This is a genomic window from Kitasatospora sp. NPDC034023 (assembly GCF_055575795.1).
The window spans coordinates 26,349-40,917 of record NZ_JBVIRY010000040.1 but is presented as its reverse complement, the minus strand read 5'-3'; the positions used below and the strand labels follow the sequence as shown (position 1 = coordinate 40,917).

The following is a 14,569-nucleotide window of genomic DNA, read 5'->3' as shown; positions in this document are numbered from 1 at the left end:
ACGCGGCCGGCATTACACCACCTCGCACACCGAGCGGAGACCCTGCGCCGTGCCCCATCCATGCGTGGGGCACGGCGCTTCTGCGATCTCCAGACACTCGAACCAGACCACCTTGCCCGATCCGGCCGGGTACCAGCCCCACGCGTACGCCAGCGCCTCGATCAGCAACAGCCCACGCCCACCGGTCGATTCCTCGTCGCGCTCAGGTCGCGGAAGCTCCGGACACCGGTCCGCGACCTCCACCCGCACCCGGCCCGCAAGACGCCGGACGGTCACGGCACAGCGATCCTTGGCGTGGACCATGGCGTTGGCAATCACCTCACTCGCGCACAGCTCCAGCTCCTTGGACGCGGTGACCGTGAGCGGCACGCCCCACTCCCGCACGATCGCCATCACCAACCGTCGCGCCGCCGGCACGGCGTCAGCCCCCGGGGGCTGACCCCACTCCAACGGAACCGGGAATCGAGCGTTGCTCAATGGACTGACCACCACGTAAACCTCCAAGCCAGCCGGGCACGCAACTGCCCTGCGCTGCCCGTCGGCGTCTCGGCAAGTTGCCGAGACGCCGACGCACAAACCGATTTCTTACTGTCAGTCAACAAGTGGTCACCCTCATGAGACGATCAATCATGCGCCGCCTGCATACGAATATGCATCGGATGCATCGGACCGCGTGACTCGGCCGGGCAAGGCTCGTAGCGTTAGGTGAGCTGTTGAACTGGAACTCGGCAGTGCTCCGGGATGCGTCCCGGATGAGGAACTACGGCAAGGTCATCGAGCTGGCCCGGTCCTACCGGCGCATGACGCAGCTGCAATTGGGCGAGGCATGCGGGCTGTCACAGTCAGCCATCTCACGACTGGAGAAGCGAGGAACCAGCCCATATCCCATGGATGTTCTGCTCAGGGTGTCGCAGCACTTGGGTATCCCGCCCACCCTGCTCGGCCTCGCCGAACCTACGGGTCAGACGCGAATCGGAACTGAGAACGTGGAAAGACGCCAATTCCTGGGAGCGGCAACAGCACTCGCCGCGAGTCCCGTGCTCGCGGCCGTCGCAGGGCCCGCCGATGAGGCCGAGCAACAGGCTGGAGCACTCCGAGCCGCCACGACGTCCTACCGCCGACTCGACGGTTCAACGCCCTCACGAGAACTCGCGGATGTTGTCCACTCCCACCTGCGGCTGATTCAGGGGCTGGCTGGCACGGCACCCTCCGACGCCCATCGAGTCAGGCTCGCCGCCGTCGCAAGCGAGGCGGCGAGCCTGGCCGCGTGGCTGGCGTGGGACATGGGGGACCACGGGTCTGCTCGGTCGTTCTACGGAGCCGCGATCAGAGCCGCCCGTTCCGGAGCAAACCCGCTCCTTGCTGCGTACCAGGCCGGAAGCCTCGCGCAGTTCGAGGCGCACACCGGAAACGCGGCCCAGGCGCTCAGCCTGGCGCAACGGGCCCGGATTCTCCTGGAACCCGGGTGTCCACCGGTCGCCGACGCATGGCTGTCGTCGGTGGAAGCCCTCGGACATGCGGCCGCAGGCGACCGGCGGAGCACCGACCTCGCGTTGAAGCACAGCAGTGCGGCGGTCCGTGTCGGAAGGAACGAGGAACCGCCGCCCTGGCCCTGGGTGTTCACCTTCGATGAATCCAAGGTCTCTTCCTTCAGGGTTACTTGTGGCGTCAAACTCGGGCTTTCCGATTGGATCTCGGACAGTTCAGGCCCCGTTCTCGGCACCAGTCACACGAAACAGCGCGCGCTGCTGTTGCTGGATATCGCGACCGGCCATCTCGCCGCAGGGCGCATCGAAGCAGCGTTCGCGCTGGCCACGCAAGCACTGAAGATCGGCCTTCAGTACCGTTCAGGGCGAGTTGTCGAGCGGTGCCGCGCCCTTCGACGGTCGCTCAGCACCTCCTCACCACCCAAGGTCGTGCGGGAGTTCGATGAACGCCTGCACGGCGTCTACCTCTAGGAAAGGGTTGCGATGCGCATCGGAATCACGGGACACCGAGGGCTGTCGGCCGAGGTGGAGGGCCAGGTTCGGGGCCTGCTCGAAGACGCGCTCCCGGGCGAGGACGCGGCCGAGGTCACCGTCGTGTCCTGCATCGCGGACGGGCCGGATTCGTGGCTGGCGGACATCGCGCTTCAGCGGGGCGGACAACTGGAGGTCGTGGTCCCGGCGGACCAGTACCGGGACGGTCTGCCGGAGTGGCATCACCCCGTCTACGACCGGCTGTTCGGTAGAGCCATCACTGTTCACCGCACCGGGCACGTGAAGTCCGACGAAGCCGCCCACCTCGCGGGGGGCGAGCTGCTCGTGGAGCACGTCGACAAGCTCCTCGCCGTCTGGGACGGCCTACCGGCCCGAGGCCACGGCGGCACGGCGGACGTGGTCGCCCATGCACGTCAGCGCGATGTGCCGGTCTTGGTGCTGTGGCCGCAGGGGGCTCGCCGCTGACCGGCATCCCGTTCACCGCCGAGCAGGTGGGTCGCCTCACCACCACCGCGCCGATGACCCGCCGGAGCGGCGCTCCTGGCGGGGCGCCGGACAGCACCGGGGGCTGCTGCCGGCCCTCCGCGTGCCGGTGTTCGCCACACGGCCGCCTCTCGAGGAGACTGAACGGCGTGACTGATGTGCGAGAGATCCTGGACTACCAGACCTTCGGCCGAGCGGTACGCGAACTGGCGCAGACCATCGCCGACGACGGCTTCGAACCCGACCTCGTCCTGAGCATCGCCCGCGGCGGCGTGTTCGTGGCGGGCGGTCTGGCGTATGCGCTGGACTGCAAGAACATCCACCTGGTGAACGTCGAGTTCTACACGGGTGTGGGCACCACCCTCGACATGCCCGTCATGCTGGCGCCCGTCCCCGCGGCGATCGACTTCACCGACAAGAAGGTCCTGATCGCCGACGACGTCGCCGACACGGGCAAGACGCTGAAGCTGGTGCACGACTTCTGCCTCAGCCACGTCGCCGAGGTCCGGTCCGCCGTCATCTACGAGAAGTCGCACTCCCTGGTGAAGTGCGAGTACGTGTGGAAGCGGACCGACGACTGGATCGAGTTCCCGTGGTCGGCGCAGGATCCGGTCGTCAAACGTCCCGGCCAGGTGCTCGACGCCTGATCCGAGAAGGACAGCGCTGCCTTTCGTCGCCGCTGAGGCCGGAACGCGGCTCAGCGGCGACGGAGCGGTTCTGCGTCAGTGGGTTGCCCCCTCCGGGACGCGGAGGTCGGCGGTGCGGGTCGCAGCGGCGGTGAGGAGGGCGCGCAGGCCGTGGGCGACGGAGGCGGCCGGCAGCGAGGGCGTGGAGCCGTCGAGGACCTGTTCGGGCAGGGCGGGTATGTGGACGAACCCGCCGCGGGCGGTGGGGTGCTCGGTGGCGAGCAGGTGCATCAGGGCGTAGAAGACGTGGTTGCAGACGAACGTCCCGGCGGTGTGCGACAGGGAGGCGGGCACCCCGGCTTCCCGGACGGCGGCCACGCAGGCCTTGACGGGCAGGGTGGCGAAGTAGGCCGCGGGGCCGCCGGGGGCGACGGGCCGGTCGACCGGTCGCCGGCCCGCGTTGTCGGGGATGCGTGCGTCGTCGACGTTGATGGCGACGCGCTCGACGGTGACATCCGGCCGGCCGGCTGCCTGGCCGAGGCAGACGACCAGGTCCGGGACGCACCGCTCCATCGCGGTGCGCAGTTCCTCGGCGGCCTGGCCGAAGACGCAGCTCAGCCGGGTGGCGGTGACCAGGAGTCCCTCGGGAGGGTTGTCGGCCACGAGACGGGCGACCTCCCAGGACGGGTTGACGTCGGCGCCGTCGAACGGTTCGAAGCCGGTGAGCAGGACCCTGGTCATGGGACGGCCTTTCTGGCGGAAGGGAAGAACGCGGGTCAGAACGCGAAGAGCGACATGATGGCGATGTTGCAGACCAGCAGCGCGCCGGCGGTGGGGAGTTGGGCCTTGATCGGCCCGTACTGGTCCTCGAGCTCGAGCAGCGCCGCCGGGACGAGGTTGAAGTTGGCCGCCATCGGCGTGACCAGCGTGCCGCAGAAGCCGGCCAGCATGCCCACGGCCAGGACCACGCCCGGGCTGCCGTGCAGTTGGGTGATCAGGATCGGCCAGCCGATCGCGGCGGTCATCACCGGGAAGGCGGCGAAGGCGTTGCCCATGATGATCGTGAACAGGGCCATGCCCACGCAGTAGAGCGCCACCGCCGCGTACTTGCTGCCGTCCGGCAGGAAGTGGATGGTGATCTTGCCGACTTGGGCGCCGACCCCGGCGCTCTGGAAGATCGAGCCCAGTACGGCGAGGAGTTGGGGCAGCAGCAGTGCCCAGCCCATGGACTCCAGCAGTCCGCGGCCGGAGTGGAGGGCGACTGCGGGGTTGCGCTCGCGGGTGAGCAGCAGCGCCAGGCCCAGAGCGACGAGTGAGCCGATGCCGAGCCCGAGGAGCGTCTCGCTGCCGGTCTGCAGCAGCAGGCCGCCGCCCAGGTGCACACCCTTGAGGAGCGTTCCGCAGGCCAGCGCGACCAGCGGGAGCGCCAACGCCGGGATGAACAGCCGGGTGCCGAGGCGCGCGGCGGAGGCGGCCCGGCGCTCGGGGGCGGCGGCAGTCGAGGTGCCGCGGCTGGTGAAGCCGAAGCCGGCCAGACAGATCATCGCCAGGACGGCGACGCCCAGCGGCGCGGCGGGCGCGCTCTTGTCGGCGACCCACGTGCCGTAGACGAAGCTCGCACCGAGCAGGCCCCAGAAGGCGGCGCTGCCGTAGCGCTTGGGATTGCCGCGGTCCACGGCCATCTGCGCGGCCATCGCGAGGAAGACGGCTCCGGCCAGCCAGTACAGCCACTCGACCTTGATCACTTGCTGGTCTCCTCGATGCGGTCGGCAGTGGTCGCCTGGTCAGCTGTCGCGGGCAGGTCGCGGGCGAGGGCGCGGTCCAGGCGCAGCAGGCGCGCGCCGTGGATGAGGGTGGCGCAGACGGCGGTGGGGATGGCCCACAGGGCGAGCTGCACCGGCTCCAGGTCGGTGTGGTAGGTCGCGTCGACGAAGCCGGTGATCAGGAGGATCGAGCCGACGGCGAGGAAGCAGTCCTCGCCGAAGAACAGACCGACGTTGTCGGCGCTCGCGGCGAAGGACCGCACGCGTTCGCGGGCCTTGTCGGTCAGGGTGCCGTGGTGGCTTTCGGCGGCGGCCTCGGCCATCGGCGCGACCATCGGGCGCACCGCCTGGGCCGGTCCGCCGAGGCCGGTGAGGCCGAAGGCGGCGGTGAGCTGGCGGACCACCAGGTAGACCGCGAGTACGCGTCCGGCGCTGGCCTTGGCGAGCTTGTTCATCAGGGTGCGGGCCTGTTCCTGCAGGCCGTGGCGCTCCAGCAGGCCGATCACCGGCAGGGTGATCGCGAAGAGGGTCACCGAGCGGCTGGAGGCGAAGCCCGTGCCGAAGGCCTCCAGGACCCTCAGCGGGCTCATCCCGCCCAGAAGTCCGGTGAGGACGCCGGCGGCGCCGACGACGAGGAGCGGATTTCGCCGGGTGGCGAACCCGGCCACCACGACGAGGATGCCGACAAGAACGATCATGTTCCTGGCCGCCTTTCAGACGGGCCTCCGCCGTACGGGTGACCGTCTGGGGCGCCACGGGCGGAGGAGGTCGCGGCCTGGGTGGGCCGCGACCGTACGGGGGTTGCCGCGAGGCTAGGGGATTGTGGAACAATCCGACAAGAGTTCAGGAGGTGGAACGTGACCGGAGTTTTCGACGCGCTCGCGGCCGACCGGGGCCGGCTCGACCGCGCCAGCGCCGCCCAACGCGTGGCCGAGGTGCTGCGCGACCACATCACCGAAGGCCTGCTAGCCCCCGGCACCCGGCTGTCGGAGGAGGCGCTCGGAGAAGCGCTCACCGTCTCGCGCAACACACTCCGCGAGGCGTTCCGGCTGCTGGCCGACCAGCGGCTGGTCGTGCACGAGCTGAACCGGGGCGTGTTCGTCCGGATCCTCGAACCGGACGACGTCGCCGACATCTACACGCTGCGCCTCGCCCTGGAGACCGCCGGCGTACGTGCCCTGCACAGCGCCGCACCCGAGCGCCTGGCCGCGGTGCGCACCGCCCTGAGCTGCGCGGAGGCCGCCGAGGCGGTCGGCGACTGGGTCACCGTCGGCACTGCCGACCTGCACTTCCACCAGGCCGTCGCAGGGATCGCCGGCAGCCGGCGGATCGACGAGTGCATGGCCCGCCTGATGGCCGAACTGCGCCTGGCTTTCGCCGCCGTCCCCTCGGCGCGCGGGCTCCACGCACCGTTCCTGCGCCGCAACCAGACGCTCACCGGGCTGCTGGAGACGGGCGAGATCGACGACGCCGTGGTGGAGCTGACCAGGTACCTGGACGACGCGCGCGCGGTGATCGTCCGTGCGATGACGGACGGCCCCATGGCGGGCGGCCCCATGGCGGGCGGTGCCATGCCGGACGGCCCGGTGACGGGCAGCGCGAGATGACCCCGCCCGGGGGCGCTCCCGTTCCGGTCGTCGACCTCAACGCCGACCTCGGCGAGGGATTCGGCCGCTGGACGCTCACCGACGACGACGCCCTGCTGTCTGTGGTCACCAGCGCCAACGTCGCCTGCGGCTTCCACGCCGGGGACCCGACCACCATGCGACGGGTGTGCGAGCTGGCCGCGGAGCGGGGCGTGCGGATCGGCGCGCAGGTCTCCTACCGGGACCTCGCCGGGTTCGGGCGGCGGGCGATGGACGTCCCGCCGGACGAGCTGGCGAACGAAGTCGCCTACCAGATAGGGGCGTTGCAGGTGTTCGCGCGGGCAGCCGGAGCACACGTGGCGTACGTCAAACCGCACGGCGCGCTGTACAACCGGGCGGTGCACGACGAGGAGCAGGCGGAGGCGGTGGTCCGCGGCGTCCGCCTGGCCACGGGGGCACAGGAGCGGGCCCTGCCCGTACTCGGGCTTCCCGGTTCACGGCTGCACGAGGCGGCCGGGCGGGCCGGGCTGCCGGTGGTCGCCGAGGCCTTCGCCGACCGCGCGTACACCCCGCACGGCACGCTCGTCCCACGCCGCGAACCCGACGCCGTCGTCGAGGACCCGGACGCGGTCGTCCACCGCTCGGTCGCCATCGCCCGGGACGGCGAGGTCACCGCGCGCACCGGCGACCGGATCCGGCTGCGGGCCCGTTCCCTGTGCGTGCACGGCGACACCCCTGGGGCCGCGGATCTGGCCCGACGGGTGCGAACGGCCCTGTGGACGGCCGGAGTCCGCGTCGAGGCGTTCGCGTGAGCGCCGAACCGACGGCGCAGACCGCGCAGATCGTGCAGGGCGCGCAGGCCGGGGCGAACAGGACCGACGGGATGAAGATGCGCGTCCTGCGGGTCGGTCTGGACGCGCTCCTGGTCGAGTTGGACGGCGCCGACGAGACGACCGCCTTCCACGCCGAACTCCGGCGCCGACGCGCGGCGTCCGAACTCCCGGCCGTCACCGAGGTGGTACCCGCCGAACGGAGCGTGCTGCTCGACGGCGTGGCCGATCCCGACGCCCTGGCCGCCGAACTGGCCGGCTGGCGCGTCCCACCGCTGCGGGCGAGCGCCGACCAGACCGTGACCATCCCGGTGCGCTACGACGGTGCCGACGTCGCGGAGGTCGCCGCACTGTGGGGTGTCGCCGAGGACGAGGTCGCGCACATCCACTCCGCGACCGAGTTCCGCGTCGCCTTCAGCGGCTTCGCCCCCGGCTTCGGCTATCTGACCGGCCTGCCCGAGCGCTACCGGGTGCCCCGGCGGGCCGTCCCCCGCCCCGCCGTCCCGGCCGGGGCGATCGCCCTCGCCGGCCCGTACACCGGCGCCTACCCGCGCTCGTCCCCGGGCGGGTGGCAGCTGATCGGGCGCACCGACGCCGTGCTGTGGGACCCGTCCCGGGAACCCGCGGCCCTGTTCAGTCCTGGGACCCGGGTCCGGTTCGTGATCGAGGAAGCCTGACCACGAAAGCCCGGACGAGGAAGCCCGACCAAGGAAACCCGAACGAGGAAACCCGAACGAGGAAACCCGGACGAGGAAGCGTGATCGAGGGAGCATGACCGTCACCATCACCAGTTCCGGCCTGCTGACGACCGTCCAGGACCTCGGCCGGCCCGGGCACGCGCACCTGGGCGTGCCGCGCTCCGGCGCGCTCGACCAGCCCGCCCACCGACTCGCCAACCACCTGGTCGGCAACCCCGCGACGGCGGCCACCCTGGAGACCACCGTGCTGGGCTGCGCGGTGCGCGTGGACCGCGCCGTGACGGTGGCCGTGGCCGGCGCGCCGTGCGCCGTACGGGTCGACGGGCGGCCCGCCGCCTGGGCCGCCCCGGTGCGGCTGCCCGCCCGGGCGCTGTTGGAGGTGGGCCCCGCGACGCGGGGTGTGCGCAGCTACGTCGCCTTCGCGGGTGGGATCGCCGCCGCGCCGGTCCTCGGCAGCCGCTCGACCGATCTGCTCTCGGGGCTGGGCCCCGCTCCCGTGGCCCCCGGGGACGCGCTGCCGCTCGGCGATCCGGTCGGCCCGCCCGCCGGGGCGGACGTGGTGCCGACGCCCGCGCCGCCGGACCCGCTGCTCCTGCCGGTGCTGTTCGGCCCGCGCGACGACTGGTTCACCACCCGCTCGCTCGCCGTCCTCACCGGCTCCGGCTACCGCGTCTCCCCCACCAGCAACCGGATCGGCCTGCGCCTGGACGGGCCGCCCCTGGAGCGCGCCCGCGTGGGCGAACTCCCCAGCGAGGGCATGGTCCTGGGCGCGGTCCAGGTCCCGCCCGACGGCCGCCCGGTGGTCTTCCTCGCCGACCACCCCACCACCGGCGGCTACCCCGTCATCGGCGTCGTCCCCGCCACCGCCCTCCCCGCCGTCGCCCAGGCCGCCCCGGGCACCCCGGTCCGCTTCACCCCGATGCGACGGCGCTGAGTCCGCTACTTCCGGCGGGCGAGCCTGGTCTCCGCCTTGAGGAGCAGCGGCATCAGGGCGTAGACGACGACGGGGACGACGAGGGCGGTCATGACCAGGGTGCGCAGGGGCAGGGGCAGGTTGCCGAGGTAGGGGCTGAGGAGGAGGAAGGCGGTGGTGATGGTCGGGTAGACGGCGAGCCAGGTAAGCAGGGCGCGGCGGTGGACCGACGGGGCGGCGGGGGTCGTCGCGGGTGCGGCCGGGGTGATGGTGTCGGTGGTCATGGCGCGGGTCCTCCCCTTGGTGAGCGGCTGGAGGCCAAATCTCCAACCCTTCGGTTGGAGTTTGGCACGGGCCGGCGCGAATGTCCAACCAAAGGGTTGGACATTTGGGATATCGTGGGGTCATGGCCTGGGACACCGCACGCACGCAGCAGCTCCTCCTCGACGCCGCGGTCGAGGAGTTCGCCGAGTTCGGCCCGGACGGGGCCCGGATCGCCCGGGTGGCGACCCGGGCGGGGGTGAACAAGGAGCGGATCTACCAGTACTTCGGCAACAAGGAGCAGCTGTTCTCCGCCGTGCTGACATCCGAACTCGGCAAGCTGGCGAAGGCGGTGCCGCTCGCGCCGACGGCGCGCCTGGACCTCGGCGACTACGCCGGGCGGGTCTTCGACTACCACTCGGCCAACCCGCACTTCTCCCGCCTGCTGGCCTGGGAGGGCCTGCAACGCGGCACGGAGGCCGAGGGGTTGGCGGCCGGCCCGGAACGCACCGCGCACTACGGCGAGAAGATCGCGGCCGTCGCCGCTGCCCAGCGCAGCGGCGAGGTGGCCGGTGAGGTGGATCCGGCACGGCTGATGTTCGCGGTGATCGGGCTGGTGAACTCCTGGTTCACGCTGCCGCAGATGGTCCGCCTACTGCTCTCCGGCCAGGCGGACCACGCGACGGACCGGGCGGCCGTGGTCACCTTCGTCCGTCGCCTGACGAGGCCCGCGAGCGACTGAGCAGCCGCGAACGGCCCGCCGACGCGGCCGGGTTCAGCGGCGGCGGGCGGCCTGGGCGGCCCGGCGGGTGGCAGGTGTGCCCGGTGCACCCGGTGCAAAGGGTGTCAACGGCCGTGACGGGCAAGCACGGTGGGAACGCAGGGCGAACGGCCCCGGACCGGTCGACCGGTCCGGGGCCGTTCGCTTGACGGGCGTCAGGCGCTCTGGACGGCCGCGAAGCGGGCCGAGACGTCCTGCCAGTTGACGACGTCCCACAGGCGGGTGACGTAGTCCGGGCGGACGTTGCGGTACTGCAGGTAGTAGGCGTGCTCCCAGGCGTCGAAGGCGAGCAGCGGGGTGGTGTTCTGGCCCACGTTGCCGTGGTGGTCGTAGACCTGCTCGACGATCAGGCGCTGCCCGAGCGGCTCCCAGGAGAGGATGCCCCAGCCGGAACCCTGGACGCCGGTGGTGGCGGTGGTGAGCTGCTTCTTGAAGGCGTCGAAGCTGCCGAAGTGCTCGGTGATGGCGTCGGCCAGCTCGCCCTCGGGGCGGTCGCCGCCCTCCGGGGAGAGGTTCTGCCAGAACAGCGAGTGCAGGACGTGGCCGGACAGGTGGAACGCGAAGGTCTTCTGCAGGCCGACGAGGCCGCCGAACTGCTCCTTGTCGCGGGCCTCGGCGAGCTGGTCCAGGGTGTCGTTCGCGCCCTTGACGTAGGCGGCGTGGTGCTTGGAGTGGTGCAGCTCCAGGATCTCGGCCGACATGGCCCGCTCGAGCGCGGAGTAGTCGTACGGCAGGTCGGGAAGCGTGTAGGCGCCCATGGTGGGACACAGCCCTTTCGACGGATGGTGATGATCGTGCCGGGACAACACTATTGCGTATGAGTTGCAAGAACATAGTATGAGCTCCTGCTTATTCCTCACGCCGCCTCAGGCAGAACGGTCGCCAACGGACGTGACGGGCGACGAGGGTGAGTGACCGTGACGGTCGGCCGCCGCCCGCCGGATGGAGGCGCGGCGGGAGCCGCACGTGCCGGACGCGGCGGCCGCGTTGCAGGAGGCGATCGCGGACGTGCTGCCCCGGAAGGCGACCAGGGCCTGCATCGATCACGGGATCGGCACGCTGGCGGCGGCCGGCGGGGTCGCGGTTCTCACGCCGAGTGCGGGTTCCGTCGCCTGACAGCATGTCCGGTTGACTGTGCGTCCAGTTGACAGCGTGTCCGGTCGGGCAACGGTTCGGTCAAGCCGGTCGAAATTCCGCCCCCGGGACTTCCCTCCGCGTTGAACCATGTGCCATTTTACATGTCACACATCAGGACCGTGCGCCCCCACACCGCACAACCCTCACTGGCCCGGAGGCCCCCACCCCATGCGTCCCTTCCGGATAGCGAAGGCGAACGCGCGCAGACTCCCTGCGCTCGGCGCCGCCTTCTTCCTCGCCCTCGGACTCTTCGCGCCGCAGGCCCACGCCGCCGACAAGCCGTCGGCCCCCGCCCCCACGGGCAAGGCGGCCGCGCCCCGTGCGATCCCCGTGCCCAAGTCGCCCGACACCCCCAAGGACGCCCGCCCGCTGGCCTCCGACGCACAGGCCAAGCCGAACGCTCCGACGGGGGGCAGCACCGTCGGCGCCGCGAAGGCGGCGAAGCAGTTCTCCGCCGCCGTCAACGCCTGTGACGTCTCCGCCTTCACCGGCAACTCCGGTGCCGCGCTGGTCCAGCAGGTCAAGTCGGCCGGGCTCGACTGCGTCAACTCGCTGTTCACGCTCACCGGCAACGACGCGAAGGGCGCCTTCAACGAGGCCCAGATGGCCACCGTCGCCAACGCCCTGCGCGACGTCTCCGCCGCCTACCCCGGGGACGACTCCACCGCGGCCGGCCAGCTGGTGCTCTTCCTGCGCGCCGGCTACTACGTGCAGTGGAACCACGCCGACGTCGTCGGCACCTACGGCACCAGCCTGCAGACCGCGATCCGCGGCGCGCTGGACGCCTTCTTCGCGGCCCCGCACAGCAAGGACGTCACCGAGGCCAACGGCCAGACCCTCGCCGAGGCCGTCACCCTGATCGACAGTGCCCAGGAGAACGCCCGCTACACCGGCGTCATCAAGCGCCTGCTCGACAGCTACTCCAGCGCCTGGACCGGCTCGATGGCCACCGCCGTCGCCAACACCGAGACCCTCATCTCCCGTGGCTTCGACCGGACGGACTTCGTCGCCGCGCTCCAGGCCGACCCCTCCTTCGCCACCAGCATGTCGTCCTTCGTCACCCGCAACAGCTCGCAGCTCACCGGCGGCGACACGGTGACGAGCGTCGGCATCCAGATCGGCAACCTGCTCGCCCATGACGCCACCAAGGCCCAGGGCCGGCCGATCGTCAGGGACCTGATCAACCGCTACCCGCTGGTCGGCGCCACCGGTCCGCTCACCATGAACCTGGTCTGGTTCGAGGAGAACAAGGACGCGGGCAACTGCGCCTACTACGGCACCTGCGACCTGCCCACCCGGCTCGTCCCGCTCGTGCTCACCATCGACCACACCTGCAACGCCAACCTGCGCATCCGCGCCCAGGACATGACCGCGCAGCAGCTCACCGACACCTGCACCAGCCTGATCAACCAGGACGCCTACTTCCACTCCGTGGTCAAGGACAACGGCCCGGTCGCGAACGACAACAACAACAGCCTCGAGGTCGTCGTCTTCGACGACTACTACAACTACAGCCTCTACGCCTGGCTGATGTACCACATCGCCGTGGACAACGGCGGCATGTACGAGGAGGGCGACCCGGCCAAGGCCGGCAACCAGGCCCGCTTCATCGCCCACGAGGCCTCCTGGCTGCGGCCCCAGTTCCAGATCTGGAACCTCAACCACGAGTACACCCACTACCTCGACGGCCGCTACGACTTCTACGGCAACTTCGACGCCGGCATGACCACCCCGACCGTCTGGTGGGTCGAGGGCCTGGCCGAGTACATCTCCTACAGCTACCGGGGCGTCCACTACGACGACGCGGTCACCCAGGCCGGCAAGGGCACCTACGCGCTGAGCACCCTGTTCGACAGCACCTACGACAACGCGGACTCCACCCGGATCTACAACTGGGGCTACCTGGCCGTCCGTTACATGCTCCAGTCGCACCCGCAGGACGTGACCGCGCTGCTCGCCAAGTACCGCGTGGGTGACTGGAACAGTGCCCGCACCCTGCTCAAGAGCACCATCGGCACCTCGTACGACGCCGACTTCGCCGCCTGGCTCAAGGCCTGCGCCGCCGACAACTGCGGCTCCCTGCCCACCAACCAGGCTCCGCTGTGCACCGCCGCCGACGCCCGGCAGTTCGACAAGAACTGCCGCCGCGACGGCGTGGCCGCCACCACCGGGAACTACAGCTACAGCTTCCTGAACCTGCCCGCCGGCGTGAAGCAGCTGACCATCACCACCAGCGGCGGCACCGGCAACGCCGACCTCTACTACAACGGCGGCGCCTGGGCCACCACCGGCTCCTACCAGGCCAAGTCCACCAACAGCGGCAACGGCGAGACCCTCACCATCACCAACCCGCCGGCCGGCTGGGTGTACTTCAGCCTCTACGGTCAGCAGGGCTTCGGCGGCGTCACCGTCACCACGACCTACAACTGACCACCTGGGCAGCTGAGAACGAGCACCGAGCACCGAGCACGTCCGTACGTACCGGAGGGCCCCGCGGCGACGCGGGGCCCTCCCCCGTTTCCGCTCGGGCCCCCGTTCCCACTCACCCCGCCCCGCCCACGCCGCCTCGCCTACGCCGCCTCGCCTACGCCGCCGACCAGGTGACCGTCGGCGGGCGGACGGCGGCGCACAGCGGGTGGCCCTTCGCGTCCGTCAGTCCGAGGCGGGCGACCAGCAGGCCGGTCCGGGCGGCCTCCTCGGCGGTTTCCCGGTCGATCGCCTCCAGCAGCAGCTTCGCCCGGCGGAACGGCTCCCGGCCGTCCCCGGCCAACCAGTTCAGGTAGACGAACCGTCCGCCCGGGCCGCCCTGGACGTACCGGCCGGTGATGTCCACCCGGCCGTCCGGCAGCGGCCTCACCGCGCACTCCAGCGACCACCTCGCCCGCCCCGCGTCCCCGGGCTGCGGGTCCAGCAACTCGGCGGGCCTGCCCCGGCGTTGGACGGCGACGTGGATGTCCCGGTACGCCGGGAAGTCCGGGCCGTCACCGCACTCGCGGCCGGGCAGGTCGGTGGCCTCGATCCTCAGCTCCATACCGCTATCGTCCCCCACCCGTGGCCCTTCCGAAGCAGGGTTATAACAATTTCCCCAAAGAATGGGCCGTTAACGTTGCACAGAGGTCCGATCATCATCAACCGAAGGGGTGTCAAAAACCCGCACCTTCGGTTAGGGTCCAGAGACAGATGAAGCCGTTCCGATTCCACACGGGAATTCGAATGGACTCACGGCCAGGGCGTGGCTGTTTTGCCACGCCCGCAATCACAGAATGGAGACAGCCATGAAGATGATCAAGGCGATCGCCAAGAAGTTCAAGAAGAACGAGGACCTCGCTGCCCACGCGTGGATCCTGCACGTCATCTGATGCACCACCGTCGGCGGGGGCGGGGGGTCGGTTGAGCCGGCGCCACCGCCGACAACGGGGATTGAACGCATTTGCTTGCCGTTTCGACGGAAGGGGGATTCTCGTTGAAGAAAGTTTGGCGACACCCGTTCGCGACCACTCCCTCGTGTTTTC

Annotated in this window: 17 protein-coding genes; 10 read left to right on the top strand and 7 right to left on the bottom strand. The window is 70.7% G+C overall.

Annotation, left to right across the window (positions count from 1 at the left end):
• Positions 1-12: 12 nt before the first annotated feature.
• Complete coding sequence (locus ACZ52R_RS36630; protein WP_465624842.1) at positions 13-417, bottom strand: ATP-binding protein; 405 nt, start codon at positions 415-417, stop codon at positions 13-15.
• Between the two features lie 335 nt (positions 418-752).
• Here ACZ52R_RS36630 and ACZ52R_RS36625 point away from each other — a divergent pair, with 335 nt between their 5' ends.
• From ACZ52R_RS36625 to ACZ52R_RS36615, 3 genes are all read left to right on the top strand, one after another.
• Entirely contained in the window at positions 753-1,958 is a 1,206-nt protein-coding gene (locus tag ACZ52R_RS36625; protein WP_465624840.1) for a helix-turn-helix domain-containing protein, read from the top strand.
• A 12-nt stretch (positions 1,959-1,970) separates the two neighbouring features.
• The gene (locus ACZ52R_RS36620; protein WP_465754978.1) at positions 1,971-2,444 is read left to right on the top strand and encodes a hypothetical protein; all 474 of its coding nucleotides are present in this window, start codon (positions 1,971-1,973) and stop codon (positions 2,442-2,444) included.
• 167 nt (positions 2,445-2,611) lie between these two features.
• Positions 2,612-3,109 (top strand): phosphoribosyltransferase, encoded by a 498-nt coding sequence (locus tag ACZ52R_RS36615; RefSeq protein ID WP_188305542.1) that lies wholly within the window; start codon positions 2,612-2,614, stop codon positions 3,107-3,109.
• A 75-nt stretch (positions 3,110-3,184) separates the two neighbouring features.
• Here the strand turns inward: ACZ52R_RS36615 and pcp are convergent, their stop codons facing one another.
• Genes pcp through ACZ52R_RS36600 form a run of 3 tightly spaced genes read right to left on the bottom strand, consistent with a single transcriptional unit; the run spans position 3,185 to position 5,549 of the window.
• A complete protein-coding gene (gene pcp, locus ACZ52R_RS36610) occupies positions 3,185-3,829 on the bottom strand; it encodes a pyroglutamyl-peptidase I (protein WP_465662005.1) in 645 nt (214 codons plus the stop codon).
• A gap of 35 nt (positions 3,830-3,864) precedes the next feature.
• A complete protein-coding gene (locus ACZ52R_RS36605; RefSeq protein ID WP_465754977.1) occupies positions 3,865-4,833 on the bottom strand; it encodes a DUF979 domain-containing protein in 969 nt (322 codons plus the stop codon).
• A complete protein-coding gene (locus ACZ52R_RS36600) occupies positions 4,830-5,549 on the bottom strand; it encodes a DUF969 domain-containing protein (RefSeq protein ID WP_465754976.1) in 720 nt (239 codons plus the stop codon). Before ACZ52R_RS36600 ends, ACZ52R_RS36605 begins: the two co-directional genes overlap by 4 nt.
• 159 nt (positions 5,550-5,708) lie before the next feature.
• Here ACZ52R_RS36600 and ACZ52R_RS36595 point away from each other — a divergent pair, with 159 nt between their 5' ends.
• From ACZ52R_RS36595 to ACZ52R_RS36580, 4 genes are all read left to right on the top strand, one after another.
• The gene (locus tag ACZ52R_RS36595; RefSeq protein WP_465754975.1) at positions 5,709-6,458 is read left to right on the top strand and encodes a GntR family transcriptional regulator; all 750 of its coding nucleotides are present in this window, start codon (positions 5,709-5,711) and stop codon (positions 6,456-6,458) included.
• A complete protein-coding gene (locus ACZ52R_RS36590; protein WP_360491858.1) occupies positions 6,455-7,249 on the top strand; it encodes a LamB/YcsF family protein in 795 nt (264 codons plus the stop codon). Before ACZ52R_RS36595 ends, ACZ52R_RS36590 begins: the two co-directional genes overlap by 4 nt.
• 71 nt (positions 7,250-7,320) lie before the next feature.
• Positions 7,321-7,944, top strand: a complete 624-nt coding sequence (locus ACZ52R_RS36585) for a 5-oxoprolinase subunit B family protein (protein WP_465754985.1) — start codon at positions 7,321-7,323, stop codon at positions 7,942-7,944.
• Between the two features lie 94 nt (positions 7,945-8,038).
• Entirely contained in the window at positions 8,039-8,899 is an 861-nt protein-coding gene (locus ACZ52R_RS36580) for a 5-oxoprolinase subunit C family protein (RefSeq protein ID WP_465662000.1), read from the top strand.
• 5 nt (positions 8,900-8,904) lie between these two features.
• On the opposite strand, the gene ACZ52R_RS36575 is transcribed toward ACZ52R_RS36580, so the two are convergent.
• Positions 8,905-9,162 (bottom strand): hypothetical protein, encoded by a 258-nt coding sequence (locus tag ACZ52R_RS36575; RefSeq protein WP_465626111.1) that lies wholly within the window; start codon positions 9,160-9,162, stop codon positions 8,905-8,907.
• 122 nt (positions 9,163-9,284) lie between these two features.
• Here ACZ52R_RS36575 and ACZ52R_RS36570 point away from each other — a divergent pair, with 122 nt between their 5' ends.
• A complete protein-coding gene (locus ACZ52R_RS36570; RefSeq protein ID WP_465754974.1) occupies positions 9,285-9,881 on the top strand; it encodes a TetR/AcrR family transcriptional regulator in 597 nt (198 codons plus the stop codon).
• A gap of 194 nt (positions 9,882-10,075) precedes the next feature.
• On the opposite strand, the gene ACZ52R_RS36565 is transcribed toward ACZ52R_RS36570, so the two are convergent.
• Positions 10,076-10,678, bottom strand: coding sequence for a superoxide dismutase (locus ACZ52R_RS36565; protein WP_465626107.1), 603 nt, complete (start codon positions 10,676-10,678; stop codon positions 10,076-10,078).
• A 208-nt stretch (positions 10,679-10,886) separates the two neighbouring features.
• Here ACZ52R_RS36565 and ACZ52R_RS36560 point away from each other — a divergent pair, with 208 nt between their 5' ends.
• Positions 10,887-11,036, top strand: coding sequence for a hypothetical protein (locus ACZ52R_RS36560; protein WP_465754973.1), 150 nt, complete (start codon positions 10,887-10,889; stop codon positions 11,034-11,036).
• A gap of 189 nt (positions 11,037-11,225) precedes the next feature.
• Positions 11,226-13,487, top strand: a complete 2,262-nt coding sequence (locus tag ACZ52R_RS36555) for a M9 family metallopeptidase (protein ID WP_465754972.1) — start codon at positions 11,226-11,228, stop codon at positions 13,485-13,487.
• A gap of 154 nt (positions 13,488-13,641) precedes the next feature.
• On the opposite strand, the gene ACZ52R_RS36550 is transcribed toward ACZ52R_RS36555, so the two are convergent.
• The gene (locus tag ACZ52R_RS36550) at positions 13,642-14,088 is read right to left on the bottom strand and encodes a DUF5990 family protein (RefSeq protein ID WP_465754971.1); all 447 of its coding nucleotides are present in this window, start codon (positions 14,086-14,088) and stop codon (positions 13,642-13,644) included.
• Positions 14,089-14,569 lie beyond the last annotated feature (481 nt).